This window comes from Peterkaempfera bronchialis (genome assembly GCF_003258605.2).
Taxonomy (GTDB): Bacteria; Actinomycetota; Actinomycetes; order Streptomycetales; family Streptomycetaceae; genus Peterkaempfera; species Peterkaempfera bronchialis.
Genome location: NZ_CP031264.1, coordinates 5,666,845 through 5,683,449, shown reverse-complemented (window position 1 = coordinate 5,683,449; position 16,605 = coordinate 5,666,845). Strand labels below are relative to the sequence as shown.

The 16,605-nt window shown below is 69.5% G+C and carries 13 protein-coding genes, 1 tRNA gene and 1 pseudogene; 9 read left to right on the top strand and 6 right to left on the bottom strand.

The features are described 5' to 3' along the window. Positions 1 to 21: 21 nt before the first annotated feature. Positions 22 to 1,398 carry a glycosyltransferase 87 family protein gene (locus C7M71_RS24915; RefSeq protein WP_111489080.1) on the top strand — a complete coding sequence of 459 codons (1,377 nt, stop codon included), beginning with the start codon at positions 22 to 24 and terminating at the stop codon, positions 1,396 to 1,398. A 35-nt stretch (positions 1,399 to 1,433) separates the two neighbouring features. Here C7M71_RS24915 and C7M71_RS24910 read toward each other — a convergent pair whose 3' ends face one another. Then, the gene (locus tag C7M71_RS24910; protein WP_162824353.1) at positions 1,434 to 1,877 is read right to left on the bottom strand and encodes a GtrA family protein; all 444 of its coding nucleotides are present in this window, start codon (positions 1,875 to 1,877) and stop codon (positions 1,434 to 1,436) included. A gap of 463 nt (positions 1,878 to 2,340) precedes the next feature. Here C7M71_RS24910 and C7M71_RS24905 point away from each other — a divergent pair, with 463 nt between their 5' ends. The 6 genes from C7M71_RS24905 to C7M71_RS24885 all read left to right on the top strand — a co-directional run bounded on the left by C7M71_RS24905 (position 2,341) and on the right by C7M71_RS24885 (position 8,179). Then, positions 2,341 to 3,522 carry a molybdopterin-dependent oxidoreductase gene (locus C7M71_RS24905; RefSeq protein WP_407675942.1) on the top strand — a complete coding sequence of 394 codons (1,182 nt, stop codon included), beginning with the start codon at positions 2,341 to 2,343 and terminating at the stop codon, positions 3,520 to 3,522. Beyond that, a complete protein-coding gene (locus C7M71_RS24900) occupies positions 3,519 to 4,025 on the top strand; it encodes a hypothetical protein (RefSeq protein WP_111489083.1) in 507 nt (168 codons plus the stop codon). Before C7M71_RS24905 ends, C7M71_RS24900 begins: the two co-directional genes overlap by 4 nt. Next, positions 4,022 to 4,702: a class I SAM-dependent methyltransferase gene (locus tag C7M71_RS24895; RefSeq protein WP_111489084.1), complete on the top strand. Its 681-nt coding sequence runs from the start codon at positions 4,022 to 4,024 to the stop codon at positions 4,700 to 4,702. Before C7M71_RS24900 ends, C7M71_RS24895 begins: the two co-directional genes overlap by 4 nt. 295 nt (positions 4,703 to 4,997) lie before the next feature. Then, positions 4,998 to 6,839, top strand: a complete 1,842-nt coding sequence (locus C7M71_RS24890) for a glycoside hydrolase family 15 protein (RefSeq protein WP_111489085.1) — start codon at positions 4,998 to 5,000, stop codon at positions 6,837 to 6,839. A gap of 117 nt (positions 6,840 to 6,956) precedes the next feature. Next, positions 6,957 to 7,160 (top strand): DUF4158 domain-containing protein, encoded by a 204-nt coding sequence (locus C7M71_RS32165; RefSeq protein ID WP_229758895.1) that lies wholly within the window; start codon positions 6,957 to 6,959, stop codon positions 7,158 to 7,160. Continuing rightward, the gene (locus C7M71_RS24885) at positions 7,127 to 8,179 is read left to right on the top strand and encodes a DUF4158 domain-containing protein (protein ID WP_407675941.1); all 1,053 of its coding nucleotides are present in this window, start codon (positions 7,127 to 7,129) and stop codon (positions 8,177 to 8,179) included. Before C7M71_RS32165 ends, C7M71_RS24885 begins: the two co-directional genes overlap by 34 nt. A 163-nt stretch (positions 8,180 to 8,342) precedes the next feature. On the opposite strand, the gene C7M71_RS30810 is transcribed toward C7M71_RS24885, so the two are convergent. The 5 genes and pseudogenes from C7M71_RS30810 to C7M71_RS24865 all read right to left on the bottom strand — a co-directional run bounded on the left by C7M71_RS30810 (position 8,343) and on the right by C7M71_RS24865 (position 12,882). Beyond that, positions 8,343 to 8,433: transfer RNA gene (locus C7M71_RS30810), tRNA-Pro, on the bottom strand. A 338-nt stretch (positions 8,434 to 8,771) separates the two neighbouring features. Continuing rightward, positions 8,772 to 9,758: an IS481 family transposase gene (locus tag C7M71_RS24880; protein ID WP_111489088.1), complete on the bottom strand. Its 987-nt coding sequence runs from the start codon at positions 9,756 to 9,758 to the stop codon at positions 8,772 to 8,774. Positions 9,759 to 9,835: 77 nt separating this feature from the next. Continuing rightward, a pseudogene (locus C7M71_RS24875) lies at positions 9,836 to 10,057 on the bottom strand (hypothetical protein); the annotation flags it as partial. Positions 10,058 to 10,152: 95 nt separating this feature from the next. Then, positions 10,153 to 11,817, bottom strand: coding sequence for a hypothetical protein (locus C7M71_RS24870; protein WP_111489089.1), 1,665 nt, complete (start codon positions 11,815 to 11,817; stop codon positions 10,153 to 10,155). Between the two features lie 186 nt (positions 11,818 to 12,003). Then, the gene (locus C7M71_RS24865) at positions 12,004 to 12,882 is read right to left on the bottom strand and encodes a hypothetical protein (protein ID WP_111489090.1); all 879 of its coding nucleotides are present in this window, start codon (positions 12,880 to 12,882) and stop codon (positions 12,004 to 12,006) included. A gap of 170 nt (positions 12,883 to 13,052) precedes the next feature. Here C7M71_RS24865 and C7M71_RS24860 point away from each other — a divergent pair, with 170 nt between their 5' ends. Beyond that, the gene (locus tag C7M71_RS24860; RefSeq protein WP_111489091.1) at positions 13,053 to 13,346 is read left to right on the top strand and encodes a hypothetical protein; all 294 of its coding nucleotides are present in this window, start codon (positions 13,053 to 13,055) and stop codon (positions 13,344 to 13,346) included. Between the two features lie 542 nt (positions 13,347 to 13,888). After that, the gene (locus tag C7M71_RS24855; protein ID WP_111489092.1) at positions 13,889 to 16,603 is read left to right on the top strand and encodes an AfsR/SARP family transcriptional regulator; all 2,715 of its coding nucleotides are present in this window, start codon (positions 13,889 to 13,891) and stop codon (positions 16,601 to 16,603) included. The last annotated feature ends 2 nt before the right edge of the window (positions 16,604 to 16,605 follow it).

Genomic DNA, 16,605 nt, shown 5'->3' with positions numbered 1-16,605 from the left:
GCGGCTGCCACTGTGAAGGACATGGGAGTACGCACGCTCTGCGCCACGGCACTGCTCGCCGCCCTCGTCGCCGTCGTCGCCGTGACCGTCCGCGCAGGTGGTGATCTCGGCCGTCCAGCTGCGCTGCCGTACTGGTACGCCGCGGCGTGGGCGCTGTTCGCGGGCGCGGCGTGGACTGTGCGCCGCGTGCCGGTGCGCACCGCCGTGGCACTGATCCTGGCCGGCGGGATCGCCCTGTGCGCGGCGGCGCTCTCGGCGCCGCCGCGCACCAGCGACGACATGTACCGCTACGCGTGGGACGGCCGGGTGCAGGCCGCGGGAGTCTCCCCGTACGCCTACCCGCCGGACGCGCCACGGCTCGCCCGGTTGCGTGATCCGTGGCTCTTCCCCGCCGGGACCGCGTGCCGTGGGTGGGACTTCCACCCAGTGCCGGGTGCGTGCACGCACATCAACAGGCCGTCCGAGCGCACGATCTATCCGCCTGTGGCCGAGGGGTGGTTCCTGCTGCTGCACGTCGTCTCCCCGGCAGGCGGGCGGCACAAGCCACTGCAACTCGCCGGTGCGGCGCTCGCCGTCGCCACGACGGTGGCACTGCTGCTGGTGCAGCAGCGCACGGGTGGTGACACGCGGCAGGTGGCGCTGTGGGCATGGTGTCCGGCGGTGCCGTTCGCCGCGGTCAACGACGCCCATGTGGACACGCTCGGAGTACTGCTCACGGTGGCCGCGCTCGGCACGGCCGCGGGAGCACGCCGTGGAGCGCTGCTCGGGGCGGCGATCGCCGTCAAGCTGCTGCCCGCGCTCACCCTTCCGGGCGCGCTGTCGGGGGTGCTGGCCCCGGACGCGACCCCGCGTGCCCGGCTGCGGGAGACGGCGAGCCCGGCGCTCGCAGCCGTCGGCGTGGTGGCGCTCGCCTATCTCCCGTACCTGCTGGCATCCGGTTCCGCGGTGCTGGGATATCTCCCCGGCTATCTGCGGGAGGAGGGGTACGAGCCGGGCGACGTCGAACGGTTCGCGCTGCTGCGGCTGGTGCTGCCGAACGCGTGGGCCGGACCAGCCGCCGTCGCGCTGGTCGCGATCAGCGCCTGGCACGTCCTGCGGCGCGGCGATCCGGAGCAGCCGTGGCGCGGATCGCTGCTGGTCACGGGCACTGCGCTGCTGCTCACCTCGCCCGCGTACTACTGGTACGCGCTGCTCGTCGTGGCCCTCGTGGCCATGGGTGGCCCATGGGAGTGGCTCGCCGTCGCCGCCGCTGGCACCGTGCTGTATGTCGCGGACGCACTGCAGTGGCGTGGCGTCCAGGCCTCCGCGTACGGGCTGGCCGCCGTGACGGTGCTCGCCGGCGCACTCGTCCGGGCGAGGGCGCGTGGCCGTGGAGACCGGCGGCGCGACGTTGCGTGAGGGCAGGCGTGTCGGCCGCATCGGGCACGAGCGGGTCATCGGTGGCGGCGTCTGAAGACCACCAGCCGCAGGACGGCGAAACGTATCACGGTCACCAGGGCGAAGCTCGGTACGAGCACCAGGGTCTCCGCCGCTGGTGAGGCGGTGGGCCGGTAGTGGCGGAAGAGCAGGACAGCGCCAGCGGTGACCAGGTACGCCAGCACGAACAGGCCGCCTGCGGCCAGATGCGCCTGGAGCGCCCGGACCGCGGACCCGCGAAAGGTCAGCCGGCGGTTGGCCTCCGTATTGAGGACCGTGACGACGAGCAGGGAGGCGAAATCGGCCAGGACGGTCGGCGACCAGTGGCGCAGCACCCAGTACAGCAGGGCCTGGGCCACCGTGGAGGCGGCGCCGATCACAACGAACCAGAACACTTCCCCGGTCAGCGCGGTGCGGCCGGGCTGGGTGGAAGCGCTGCGCCATGTGCTGAGGCGTCGCACCCCACCATCATGAGGCCACCGGGCGGGGATCCGTCGAGCCGCACAGAACGCACGTTCGACCGTTCGGCTGGCAACGGCCACCCGCATGCACGCCAGACCCGGAAGGCCGACCCGATCTGTGCCAGTTTGTACCTGGTGACTTGACAGACAGTGATGGTACGACGGGGTCCGATCCCCTTCGGGAGCCGGCCGGGGACGAAGGAGACAGCCGATGGACAGTGGCGAAAAGCGGCCGGCCCCGGGCTCAGGCGGGCCGCAGCGCCCGAGACCGAACAAGGGCCGCGAGCGGGGGCGCTTCGAGCGGGTTCGCGCTGCCACGGCGGCGCGGGCCGGCAAGGGGGCCGCTCGTGCCCGGGCCCTCGTACGGCGGATCGAGCAGACTCCGCCGCCCCCGGGACCGTTCCGTCCCGGCTTCTGGCGCAGTCCCATCCGCGGGCCCTGGCTGACGTCCGCGTTCGGCCTGGTGCTGTTGATCGGCATCCCGCTGCTCTTCGTCACCGGGGTGCTCTCCTACGCCGCCTACAACCCGGGGCTCGGCCGCATCAACGACCAGACCCCGGACAAGGGCCTGCTGGGCTTCTACCTCTTCGACTGGCCCACCCATCCGTACTGGCTGTACCGGCTGACCCAGGGCGTGCACGTGACGCTCGGCGTGGTCCTGGTGCCCGTGCTGCTGGCCAAGCTGTGGTCAGTGATCCCGAAGCTGTTCGAGTGGCTTCCGGTCCGCAGCATCGCCCACGGACTGGAGCGGTTGTCCCTGCTCATGCTGGTCGGCGGGGCGATCTTCGAATTCGTCACCGGCATCATGAACATCCAGCTGTTCTACGTCTTCCCCGGCTCCTTCTACACCCTGCACTTCTACGGCGCCTGGGTGTTCATCGCCGCGTTCGTCGTCCACGTGTGCCTCAAACTCGGCCGGATGATCCGCGCCCTGCGCTCCCGCAACCTGCTGACGGAACTGCGCACCGGGCTCGCCGGCACTCGGCCCGAGCCCCCCGACCCCGACGGTCTGGTGCCGACCGCGCCCGCAGCACCGACGATGACCCGGCGCGGCGCGCTCGCCATGGTGGGGAGCGGGTCGCTGCTCCTCCTGGTGGTCACCGCAGGACAGAGCATCGGCGGCCGACTGCGGCGCACCGCCCTTCTCGCGCCGCACAACCGCGACCCGGGAGGCGGCCCGAAGGACTTCCAGATCAACAAGACGGCCGCAGCCGTCGGCGTCACCCCCGCCCACGTCGGGCCGGACTGGCGGCTGGAGGTCCGGGGCCACGGGCCGACGCTCGTCTTCACCCGCGCACAGCTCCTGGCGATGCGCCAGCATGCCGCCGCACTGCCGATCGCCTGCGTGGAGGGTTGGTCCACCTCCGACCAGCACTGGAGCGGCCTTCGGCTGGCCGACTTCGCCGCCCTGGCGGGCCTCCCCCACGCCGGAAGCGTCCTGGTGGAGTCCGTCCAACCGCCCGGCCCCTACAGCTCGGTGCTCCTGCGGAGCAACCAGATCCACGACCCCCGCTCGCTGCTCGCCCTGCACGTCAACGGCGCGGACCTCTCGCTCGACCACGGCTACCCGGCCCGCATCATCGTCCCGGCCAACCCCGGTGTGAACAACACCAAGTGGGTGCACCGGCTCACCTTCAGGACATGACCATGGCGCGCTTCGTCCGCTGGTACGGCTCCAGCCCCCTCCACCTTCTCGTCCTGATCGCCTCGTTCGCCGTCACCGGCTACGTCATGGTGCGCCTGTTCGCCGTCCGCCCGCTCGCCGTCGCGATCTGGTTCGTCGGCGCGGCGGTCCTCCACGACCTGATCCTGCTGCCCCTGTACTCACTCGCCGACCTGTCGGCCCACAAGCTTCTCCGGCACCAGGCCGCACGCGAACCGCAGGTGCCGTGGATCAACTACCTGCGCGTACCCGCCTTCCTCTCCGGCGTGCTCCTGCTCGTCTGGTTCCCCCTCATCTTCGACCTGTCGATCCCCTATCCCGATGCCGCACGACTGACCGAAGGCGTCTACCTCGGCCGATGGTTGGCCGTCACCGGCGTGCTCTTCGTCGCCTCCGCCCTGGCCTTCGCACTCAAACTACGCCGTGTCCGTCGAGCCACCCACGCCAAGGAACGACCCGCACCGGGTCACCACGCCGCACCATGACCTCCGGCGAGGACCCGTCCTCCCGCGCCGACGCAGACCCCTACGCACTGGCCCTGCGCAGCGGCCGCGAACCGGTCTACCTACGCCTGGGGGACGGGCGCCGGATCCGGATGCCTGTGCATCGCTGGTTCGCACAGCCCACCGCGGCCGACGAATCCGTGCTCCATCGCTGCGCCGGCCCCGTTCTCGACGTCGGCTGCGGACCGGGCCGGCTGTGCAGGGCACTCCTGGGTCGCGGAATCTTCGCGCTGGGCGTCGACGCGGCTCCCCGCGCGGTGGCCCACACCCTCGGTCTCGGCGGAATCGCACTGTGCCGATCGGTGTTCGACCGGCTACCGGCCGAGGGAGACTGGCAGACCGCCCTGCTCATCGACGGCAACATCGGCATCGGCGGCGACCCGCACGCCCTGCTGCGCCGGTGCATCCGGCTCGTCACCGCGACGGGTGTCCTCATCGTCGAGGTCGGCCCTCACGACGTCGAGGAGCGCTGCACCGCCCGGTTCGAAGACATCCACAACCACCAGGGTCCCCCGTTTCCCTGGGCACGTCTGGGAGCACCGGCACTCCGCAGGATCGCCGAGGACCTGGCCCTGAGCGTGACCGACCAGTGGAAGTACGGCAACCGGTGCTTCCTCACCCTCGGCCGCCGGGGCTCATCCTCGGGACGTCGTTGTTGAGGCGGGGCCGGCCACGCGGTGGCGTGACCACGCGGTGGCGAGGAGACACGACGTACACCGGCCAGACGCCGAGCACGGGACGCGGCACCAGGTCGCGCCACCCGGTCGGGGCAACCGCCGGCGGTCGGCACATGCGATCCACCGATCGTGCTGATTGGGTGGGGGTGAATCCGCCGTGCAGGGAGGCTGGGATCCATGACACTCGTCAGGCGCCTGGAGAGACCCGCGGCGCAGGCGACCGCTCACGTCGTACCAGCCGGGCCGCGCCCGGCCCAAGGTGGACGGGCTGCGACGCATGAGTGCGCGACCGATCGGTGACCACGCTCTGCTGTCCGACTGCCGCTCGGCCGCGCTGGTAACCTCTGACGGCTCGGTGGACTGGCTGTGCCTGCCCCGGTTCGACAGCCCGGCGATCTTCGCTCGACTCCTCGACGAGGACGCCGGCCACTGGTCCATCCGCCCCACCGGCCCGGCCGATATCAGCCGCCGCTACGTCGAGGACACCCTTGTTCTGGAGACGACCTTCCGCACGACCGGCGGTACGGCGGTCCTGCACGACGCCCTTGCCCTGGGGCGGCGCGAACGCGGGCACGCGCTCGGCACCGCTTCCCCCGGAATGCTCCTACGGCAGATCACCTGCACCGAAGGGCAGGTGGACATCGAGACCTCCTACGCGCCGCGCCCGGAGTACGGACTCGTCCACCCACTCCTCTCAGTCGTGCGAGGCGGGCTCGCGGCGTACGGGGGCGCCTATGTCCTGCTGCTGTCGAGCCCCGTCGACCTGCGGGTGAACGGCTCCACAGCGCACGGCCGAATCCCGCTCTCGACGGGGCACCGCCTCGAATTCGCCCTGCACGTCGGGCCGGCGTGGGAAAGTGAGCCAGCGGGCTGGCGGGCAGGGCGGATCCGGCGCCGCATGTCCGACACCATCAAAGGCTGGCGCTCCTGGTCAAAGCTCCACCGCGGCTACGTCGGCCCCTGGCAGGACGAGGTCGGCCACAGCGGACGCGTGCTGCGAGCCCTGACCTTCGCTCCCACCGGGGCCATCGTCGCCGCGGCCACCACCTCCCTGCCCGAGAAGACGGGCGGGATGCGCAACTGGGACTACCGCTACACCTGGGTCCGCGACGCGAGCTTCACCATTCAGGCGCTTTCCACAGCCGCCTGCGAGAAGGAGAGGAACCGGTTCTTCGGCTTCCTCGCCCGGGCCGCGGCAACCCAACTCGACCGCGGCGCCGACCTGCAGATCATGTACGGCATCGGCGGGGAACGTGACCTGAGCGAGCGGCTCCTGCTCCACCTGACCGGCTGGCGCAACAGCGGCCCCGTCCGGATCGGGAACGACGCCTGGCGTCAACGCCAACTCGACGTCTACGGCGAGCTCCTCGACGCCGCCCACCAGACCCTTCCGCCCGATGAGCCTCTCGACCCGGCCACCCGCACCCTCCTGCTCCAGGCAGCCGAGACAGCCGCCCGGCAGTGGACCCAGCCGGATCAGGGCATCTGGGAAAGACGCGGACCCAGCAGACACTTCCTCCACTCGAAGCTGATGTGCTGGGTCGCGCTGGACCGCGCCATCACCATGGCCCCCGCCCTCCAGGCCGACGAACGCCTGCCCCACTGGCAGCACGAGCGCGACCTGATCCGCCAAGCCATCGAACAACGCGGTTGGAGCCCCGGCCTGGGCGCCTTCACCCAGGCATTCGACAGTGACGAACTCGACGCCTCCGCGCTGATGTTGCCCATCGTCGGCTTCCTGCCGCCGCACGAGCCCCGCGTCCAGTCCACCGTGCTGGCCGTCGCCACGCAGCTGACCGACCGCAACGGCCTGGTCCGCCGCTACCTCACCGACGAGCTGCAAGGGGAAGAAGGCACGTTCTTGTTGTGCACCTTCTGGCTCGCCCAAGCCCTCGCCCTCACCGGCCACACCACCCGTGCACGACATGTCTTCCAAGCCGCCCTCGCACACGCCAACGACCTCGGCCTGCTGGCCGAGGAGACCGACGCCACCACAGCAGAGGCCCTCGGCAACTTCCCCCAAGCCTTCAGCCACATCGGGCTCATCAACGCCGCTCGCGCCATCCGCGACGCCGAGCGACAAACACGGCCCTGTCCTCCCGAAGCTACGGCGAAGTGACAAGTAGCTCTCTGTAGCGGATCTGGGGTGTGCTTGTCAGGGCTTTTGATCTTCTGGGCTCATCGGGGGCCGTGCTCGGCGAGGTTGTCCGGTCATGACGGCCGGAGGGAGCGCGGGGTGCGGCAAGAGTGGGAGCCGGAGGACCTGATCGAGGTCTGGACGCTGCTGGAGGAGGACCAGGAGCGGCTGCGGAACAAGTCGGGGGCGAACCGGTTGGGGTTCGCGTTGTTGCTGAAGTTCTTCGAGGTGGAGGCCCGGTTCCCGCGGGGGACGCCGGGGAGATCCCGGTGCCGGCGGTGTCGTACGTCGCCCAGCAGGTGAAGGTGCCCGCGGAGGAGTGGGCCGCGTACGACTGGTCGGGGCGGGCGATCAAGCGGCACCGGATAGAGATCCAGGGCGCGTTCGGCTTCCGTGAGTGCTCCGAGGGGGACCAGGCCCAGCTCGCCGAGTGGCTGGCGGTCGAGCTGTGCGGGGTGGAGCTGAACCGGGATCGGCTCGCGGAGGCGGTGGTGGCGCGCTGCCGCAAGGACCGGCTGGAGCCGCCGGCCCCGGGACAGATCACCCGGCTGGTGGGCGGGGCGGTCAGCACCTTTGAGGAGCGGTTCTGCGCGGCCACCGTGGGCCGGCTGTCGGCGGCGACCCGGTCCCGGCTGGACGACCTGATCGCCGAGGACGCCGGAGCGGACGAGGAGAGCGCGGGCGGCGGGGGCACGTTCTTCACCGAGCTGAAGGCGGACCCGGGCGCGTTGGGGCTGGACAGCCTGCTGGCGGAGGTGAACAAGCTCCAGCGGGTGCGCGGGCTTAAGTTGCCGCCAGAGCTGTTCGGGGACCGGAGGGCCCGGCTCACCTCCGCCTTCCCCGCGTCCGGCACCTCGACCACATCTGGCACGGCCTCAACTCCCGCCCCACCGACGCCAGCGACATGCCCCTCCTGCCGGGCCACTCGCAAGCGGCCACCGCCGACGCTCCGGAAGGCGGCACGCGGCTCGCCCCCTTCGGCCACACCCCCCCGGGACCCCGACGGCGCCCACGGGCACCGACACCGCCAGCCGCGAAGCCCTGCACGGCACTTGATGCCGTGCAGGGCTTCGTCCTCTCCGCCTCCCCTGTCATCCCCACCTGTCCACCACGATCCCGACGGGACCGTGATCCCCAAGACAACGACGAGGTCACGAACTTCGTCACTCAGAGTACTGGTGATCTTGTGGAGCAGAGACAAGCGAAGAAAACGGCGAATCGCCTCGCGACTTGGGAAAATCCCCGACGGAAAGCCATTCCCGCGCCCGCTCGCAGGGAACTCACCAGCCTCGCGGGCGCGGCCTCAGGGCGGCAGAACGTGACGCCCGTGAGGGCCGTGCGGGACGTCTGGTCCCCAAGTGGTCCCCAGGGCAAGTCCTTGGCGCACTTGACCGGGTCCATTCTCGCCGCCCGCACTCTCCAGGATTTCATAAAAAGAGCCTCTGACCTGGGCTTTCACCCAGATCAGAGGCTCCGACATCACTGTCGGGACGACAGGATTTGAACCTGCAACTCCTTGACCCCCAGTCAAGTGAGTTCATAACTTGCTCATTGGCCTCCTACTCAACCGGTCCCGAGCAGGATGCCAACCCGCCTACCAGGCATGTGAGTTGAGCTGCAAGGTGGGCCGCTCGCTCGGTTCACGCGGGCTGACGGAGGCCCAGATGTTATCTCAGTCAGGTACGTCCAGATCCGTCCGTATGTGCTCACTGGCGATCAATGCGCTTGGTCCCAAAGTGGTCCCAACGCGCCAGACACTCCGAGTGACAGCGCTCCAGATGTCACACGCCGGCGAGACCACCCGAACCTCGGCCTGAAGGTCCACCTACCGCGAAGTCTGGGGCGAATAGGAGCCGCTCAGAGCGTTCGCCAGTAGGTCGTCGGATGCGGGGGCTTCGTGGGAGTGTTCCAGCGCTAGATGTATTGACCCGCAGGGTTGTTGACGCGGGTGATCGGGGGCTGGCCTCCGAGTGCGGTGTGGCAGCGATGGTAGTTGTAGCCGTGCAGGAAGTCGGTCAGGGCGGCGGTGCGTTCGGTGTTGCTGGTGTAGGGCCGCAGGTAGGCCCACTCGTCCAGCAGGGTGCGGTTGAAGCGTTCGACCTTGCCGTTGGTCTGGGGCCGGTAGGGTCGGGTGCGCTTGTGGGTGATGCCTGCCGCGGTCAGCGTGTCGCGCCATAGGCGGGAGCGGTAGCAGGAGCCGTTGTCGGTCAGGACCCGCTCGACGGTGATGCCCAGCCCGGCGAAGAACCGCTGGGCGCGGTGCCAGAAGGCGACGGCGGTCTCCTTGCGCTCGTCGGTGAGGATCTCGCTGTAGGCCAGGCGGGTGTGGTCGTCGACGGCGGTGTGGATGTAGCTGTAGCCGATCTTCGGAGTGCCGCTGGGGCTGCGTTCGGCGGTGGTCGCATACCGGTTGGCCTCGCCGGCCTGGCGACTGTGGACCTTGTGGCCGCCGCCGTCGGGGATGTTGCCGAGTTTCTTGATGTCGACGTGGACCAGCTCGCCGGGGCGGGCGCGTTCGTAGCGGCGGATGAGTTGGCCGGTGGGGCGGTCCAGCCAGGCGAGGCGGTGCAGGCCGTGGCGGGCCAGGACTCGGTGGACGGTGGAGGGGGCGAGGCCCAGGATGGGGCCGATGCGGGCCGGGCCGAGCTTGCGCTCCCGGCGCAGGGCGCATATCTGGGCCTCGACCGCGGCCGGGGTGCGGTGCGGGGTGGTGTGCGGGCGGCTGGGCCGGTCGTGAAGGTCCGGTTCCCCCTCCTCACGCCAGCGGCGAACCCACTTGTGGGCGGTGGCGCGTGAGATGCCCATCTCGGCGGCCACGTGCGCCACGGGACGCCCCGATCGGACACGCTCGACAAGGAGCCGCCTGCCGTGAACGGTCAGGCGGGCATTACGGTGGGACACGAAGACCTCCGTGCGGTGCAGTCCTAGACAGCTCCACTGCATCGGAGGTCTTCGCTTTGATCAAGCCCCGAGGACTGTCAACAACGCTCGTGGTCAATACAGCTAGAGGGCCAGGCGCGTCGGATCAGCCAGCGGACCGTAATGACGATGGCGGCCAGAGCGAGGAAGAACTCGGCAGCGGCTCTCCGGCGCTTGCCGAAGTCGTTCATCCAGGAGTTCGCACATTCGACGACCCACCGGCCGCCGGTCCGGATCGGGATCTTCGTGCCACGCGGGGCAATACGGGAGTCGATGCTCCGGCCGGGGTCAACCCGTTTTGCGTGCGCGGGCTGCCACGGGCCGGGGCGCTCCTTCGGGAAACGGCTCGGGCGCGGCCGGCCCGCGCCCGAGCGGATCAGGCTATCGTTCCGGGTACTGCGCGCTGCCCGTGCGCGTGGCTGAGCAGGTAGAGCGCCGCTTGGAGGATGAGCGCGACGTGGTGCTTGGGCGGGGTGCCGGTCAGGCCGTGGAGGACGTCGTTGCGCAGGTTCATCCCGCGGTCGGAATCGACCAGGAGGAGGTCCAGCGCTCGGCTCCAGTCCTCCGGGTACCCGGCCTCCGGCATGCTCTGCAGCAGCCCGCCCAGCATGGCGACTCCGCCGGGGGTCTGCCCCTTGGCCACGGAGATGATGGAGACCCGGGGGCGCAGCAGTTCCCGGAGGATCTGCTCGACCTGGGGCAGTGCGACGCACGCCGCGGCGTCGGTCTCCCCCAGCCAGTAGTAGAGGAAGGCCCGGGCGAGGATCCGAGCGCGGGGTTCGGGCAGCACCGTCTCGTGCTCCAGAGCGTCGATCATCTCGAACTCGTCGGGCCGGAAGCGCTCGTGGATACGGTCGAGCTGGGTCGCGATCAGCCTTCCGAGCAGGCCCAGGCCGTGGACCTGCGCCTTCACGGCGTGGTCGTTGTCGGCTTCCGCGGGCCGGTGGACGAAGACGGGTCCTGCCGGGTTGATGCGTGAGCTCGGGATCCGCAGCAGGCCCTCGAACGCGCCGTCGGCCTCCAGCTGGGCCTGCGCACGCATCACTGGGTGGACGTCCGGCACGGTGAGCCACAGCGCGTTCCGCAGATCCGGGGCGGCATCGACCAGCGCCCGCTGCCTGGCGACCATCATGGGCGGGAGAGTGCCCTCTTTGCGGATCACGGTCCACTCCAGCGTGGTCTGCTGTTGCGCCATCCCGGCACGTTCCCGCAGGTCGGGCAGCCCCCGCTGCTGCGCCTCGGTCGCCGCCCTCTCCAGCAAGTTCAGACGCCGGTACCCAACATCGGCAGTATCAGCTGCATCGAGGAGGGCGTGGACCACGGCGGTGTCGATCTCTGTACGGCGGCTGGGAGGAGCAATCTCCCGCAGCAGCTCAAGGAAGCCGAGCCGGTCGTCCACGTCGTAGGTGAAGTGCTCAGCCGCCCGCTCGGCGAGGTCCGCGAGGGCCATGGCGATGCCTTGCGAATCCCGTAGCCTCTTCAGGAGCCCCAGCAGGGCCCGGCCGTCGTTCTCGTCTCCGTCCAGGATGCGCTCGGCCAGGGCGAGGGCGTCCGTGGCCGCGCGGTCAGGAAGAGGATGGTTGAACCGGCGGGACAGCTCCCCGGCCTTCGTCAGGTACCTGGCGGCCCGTGACAGCCCGTGGCCGTCCCCGGGGGCTTCCAGCAGCAGCCGCGCCGCGTCGAGGTACCCGTTCGCTGCGCTGCGGACGTGGTCGGGCGTACGGCCGTGGCCAGCGTCGAGGAGCAGATGATGGAGGTGGCCGCGCACAAGGGGATCACCCACCTCGTCCCCATACAGGCTCCAGATCTCCAGCTGGGCCGGTGCGGGCTGACCAAGCCGCCCCGTCTGCGCCCCCTTCCGCCCCTTCGCCCCCACGGACGGCCGCAGGAGCAGGGCCGCAACCAGTACGTCACGCTGTTCGGCGGCCGCGTCCGAGCCGACGTCCGCGCGCCGAAGGGCGGACGAGGTGGCTATGAGGGACCCGCTGCCCTGCGCCGCCTTCATGAGTGCGGTGAGTACCTTCTGCTCGATCTGCGGCACGGGGCCTCTCTTTCGTCACCAGCGGTATCGGAGCAGCCGTGGTCGGCGCGCACCGATTTTCGTTCGCCCTGGCAACTCGGCGGCTCCAGCTCCAGCTATCAAGGGCAGTTCAGAAGTAGCCGCTGAACAACAGCCTCTGGGGCCGCCACCTGATGGTGCGACCCCAGGACATATGGCGACAGCGGGTCAGTAGTCGCCCCAGCGCACCTTGAAGTGCTCGATCGTGGCGAGGTGGTACGACATGGACGGGCTTCGCTCGTAGCCGCAGGCGAAGCACTGCCCAGGCCCCTGTCCCATGGCGAGTTCGTCCTCGCGGGTGGCGCTGAACGCCTGTCGCCAGCAGACCGGGCAGTCCGAGAGTTCCACCCCGTCCGGGTTCTCCTTCGGGTGGTACCCGGTGTGCAGTCTCCGGGCAGCCTCAGCCCGGCGGTCGGCCTCGTCGTCGCCGATCAAGGCCAGGTGGTCGACCGCCTGCTCCACGGAGTGCCGGTCCTCTGCGCGGACCCGTTCCCAGTCCCGGTTCTCCTCCTCGTTGCTCAGGGCATGAAGGGCCTGGCGGTAATCCAGTGCGACCAGGGCCTCGATGTGCCGTTCTTCCAGCCAGCGCGTGCTGCTGCCGGCTCGGGCGTGCCGGATGTGCTGGGTGGCTTCCAGCCCGTCCCGGAGCGTGGCCACGTCGATACGTGTGTCCAGCGAGATCTCCTCACCGTCCTCCATCCAGGAGAAGCTGACGGGGTTGGGCTCCGGGATCACGTACGTGCCGGGGGCATCGGCGGCTTCGGCCAGGACGCCGTCGGCGGCCTTCTGCTCGATCAGCTTGAGCAGGGCGCTCGCCGGGAGCGTCCGGCCGCGGGCGTCGTGCTCCTGGCCGGGCCACTCGTGGACGACGATCGCCATGAGGCCGTTGGTGAACCCGGTGTCGAACAGCGACTCCGCGCCGGCCGGGTCGGGGGCGGCACTCAGCTGGGCAGTGCACTCAGCGTACTTCTCCGCACGTCGGCGCTGCTCGTCATCAGCCTGATCGAACGTCAGGCCGTTCTCGTCATGGTCTTCTCCGTCGTACACCCCTCCATCATCCACTTTGGGCCAACCGGGGCCGATCGGTTTTCACCGGGCCGTGGCACTTCCTGTCACCGGCGGTGTAGGCCATCAGGACCCGGCCAAAGCGGCGGCGGCCCCGGCGTCGCCGCCTTACAGGATGATGCCCGTCATGACCTCCGCCCCCCGTCCTCGACGTGGACGACCTGACGACCTGGCCCACCCCGCTGGCCGGCCTCGTAACCGAGTTCACCCAGCGGCACGCCGCCGCCCGGATCCCCCGGGACTGCTTCGTCGACACCGACATCGGTGACTATGCCGACCTGGCCGCGATGGCCACGCTGCTTACCGGGCACCTGGTCCGGGCACGGCGCTGCACCCGTCTGCTGGACCACGAGGCAGACAGCATCCGGGAGCACGGGCTGCTGCTCGCTGACGGCCAGGGCGTGGCCGATCACCGGGCTTGTCGGACACGCCGACGACTCGGTTGAGCCTCCCGACCTCCTCGTCGGCGTGTCTTCCCAACATCTGCAGAAGCACCCCTACTCGAGATCGCCGAAGAGCTCGATCTCGTAGATCCGCTGAGCCGTCGGACGGACCGGCCTCAGTCGGCCCGGGTATGCTGCTGCGGCGCCCTGCTGCGGCGCCGGAACCGGATTCGGGCGGGGCCGACGCTTCCGGCGCGGCGGGATCGTCGCCTTGGACGAGCGGGTGGTCGCCGGGCGCGTGCTGCGGTGCCGGCTCTTGCGCTGGATCGAAGTCATAGTCGTCTCTTGAGTGGTTCGTTGGATACTGACGGGTCCGAGCCACTTCACCGGATGGATTCCGGTAGCCGGTCAGGATACTGCCGACTCGATGGCGCACCAGGCGACCATCATCGAACTCGGGCCGATGACGCAGCAGCGTGGCAGATACCCACACGGACCATCAACTCCTCGGCGTTAACCAAACGTTAAAGAGCTTTCGACGGCTCGTGCGATGCTGTCCTAGGCGCAGCCATCGGGCAATTCGCGCTTTGACATTGGGGGTTGACATGAAGTTCCACCTGCTCGGACAGTTGGCCGCACTCGATGACGGACAATCGGTCGATGTCCCGTCAGGCAAGACCCGCGAGCTTCTGGCTCTTCTACTGCTGTCCCCTGGCGAACCGGTTCCCCATCGAGAAATTGTTCGATTCCTTTGGCCGGGCGAAGACACGAAGCCCTCGAACATCCGGCAGTACTGTCTCAGGTTGCGCCGCGCCGTGGGACTGGAGGTGGGAAACAGCGGTGGCGCCACCCACATCCAGGTCGACCCCGCGAGCGTCGACCTGGTCCGCTTCCGGAGCCAGTACGCCACCGCGCTCCGCACCGGGAATCCACAGAAGCGGCGCGGCGCGCTGTTGACTTCGCTGGCCGAATGGCGCGGAGGTGCTCCGCTGGAGGACCTGCCGGGTGAAGCCTTCGCCCAGCGGCGATCCTGGATCCTCCGCGAGCTGCATGACGCTTTCGCGGACTGTGTGCGCACCGACCTGGAGTGTTCCGAACCCCACATCGCGCTCCAGCGGGCCGACGACGCACTGGTGCACTGGCCCGACAGCGAGACGCTACTTGGCCTCAAAGTCCAGTCACTGGGTGCGCTGGGCCGCCACTACGCCATCGACCCACTGCTCGCTCAATGGAAGCTCCGCTTCAACCGGCCGACCGCCCATCTGCTTCTGGCAAGGACGAGCCAGGAGAACATCCTCACGTCCGGCATCAAGCCCCCGGATCTGGGAGTCCTCGAGCGGCTGAACCAGCTGCCAGCCCAGCAAAAGCAGCTGATTGGCCGCCGATCAGAGCTGAAGCTCCTCGCCGACGTCGTGCTGGGCAGGGAGCCCGGGTCGGGGCCGATCGCCGTCGTGGCGGGCCTGGCGGGCGTCGGGAAGACGTTCCTCGCGGTGGCCGCAGCCCAGCACCTCGCACCGAACTTTCCGGACGGGGTCCTGTACATCGACCTGAGGGGATTCTCCACCCTCGAGCCCGAGGAAGTCGCCTCCGTCCTGGTCCGGTTCCTGAACGACTTGCGGACGACCCCGGCCACCGTGAACGTCGACGGGCTGGTATCGGCGTACCGTTCGGCACTATCGGACCGCCGAGTGCTGGTCGTCCTGGACAACGCCAGGGACGAGGCACAGGTCCGACCTCTGCTGCCCGGTCAGGGCCGAAGCGCCGCGATCGTCACCAGCCGCCGGCGGCTGGAGGGGCTGGTGGTCAAGGAAGGTGCGAAGCCGATCGATCTCGCGCCGCTCGACCGCCACGAGGCCGGCGAGTTGTTGAAAGCATCCCTGGGAGAGGAACGGATGGGACTTGCCAGACCATTCGCCGGCTCCTTGCTCGACTACTGCTCCGGCTTGCCGATCGCTCTGCGCATCGTGTCCGCCCAGATCGGCCGCCGCCAGCCCCAGGACTTGCCGGGCGTCGTCCGCAGACTACTGGAGGATCGTTCCGGGCTGCGTCCTCTCGACCTGCGTACCGACGAGTTGAACGTCAGCTCCCTGCTGGAGAGTTCCTACCGGCTCTTGCCCACGCCTGCCGCCAAGCTGCTGTGGCAACTCTCCGTGCATCCTGGCCCGACGATCAGCTGGCGCGCGATTCAGGCGCTGGGGCACGACCATGCGACGGTCGGCCGATCGTTGGACGACCTAATCGACATGAGTCTGGTGACCGAGCCAACCCTCGACCGATACGCCATGCACGACCTGGTCCGCATTTACGCCACGCAGCTGGCCGATCAGCAAGCTCCTGGAGATTATGACGAGAGCCTCCGCCGAGTACTGGAGTTCCTGCTGCAGAACGCCTGGTCCTGTGATCTGGTACTCGACCCGGATCGCCGGCTGCCGATCACGGCGAACGGGGAGTTCCCCGTGGTCTCACCCAGGGACCACGCGGCCGCGACGGCCTGGTTCGACGCCGAGTACGCCACCCTGAGCGCCGCGCTCCAGATGGCCGGGAGAATCCGACTCGACCGGTACACCTGGCTCCTGGCGCTCACTCTGCTGACCTATCAATGGCGGTCCCACCGATACCTGGACGCCCTCGGTCACCTCACCAACGCCCTCCCGGCAGCCGAACGGATCGCCGGGCCGGAAGACGTGGCCATGATCCGACGCCTGCTCGCCGGAACCCACCGCGGACTCGGCGATCGTGCGAGGGCCATGGCGGAACTGCGTGGGGCGGTCCGCACCAGCCAGGACCACGGCGACCTGAAGGGCACCGCGCTGGGCCGTTACAGCCTGGGCATCATGCTGCACGAGGACGGCGTCACCGACCCGGCGGTGGCGGAACTCAGGGCCGCTCTGGCAGGCTTCAAAACGCAGGACGACCGGCTCGGACAGGGAGCCGCGCTCGACGGGCTCGCCAACGTCCACCACCAAGCCGGCGACCACTTCTCAGCCCTCGAGTACTGCCGCCGGTCGTTAGCCCTGTTGGAAGGCACCGCCGATCTCAACGGCCAAGCACACGGCTCGTTCACCATGGGCCGTATTCGGGCTGCGATCGGCGAGCACGACGCGGCGGTGACCGCCTACGGTCACGCGCTGACGCTCTACCGCTCGATGGCCTACCCGAGTCGGGAGGCCAGGACGTTGGTCCGGCTCTCAGACTCGCTCAGCGCGCTGGGCCGCGACCAGGACGCCGAGCAGGTCGTCGAAGAAGCTCGTCTGCTCCTGGCGAGGCTTGGTGAGAAAAACCTCGACGCTGCGGTGGAGCGTCAGCGGCAACTCTCGTGACC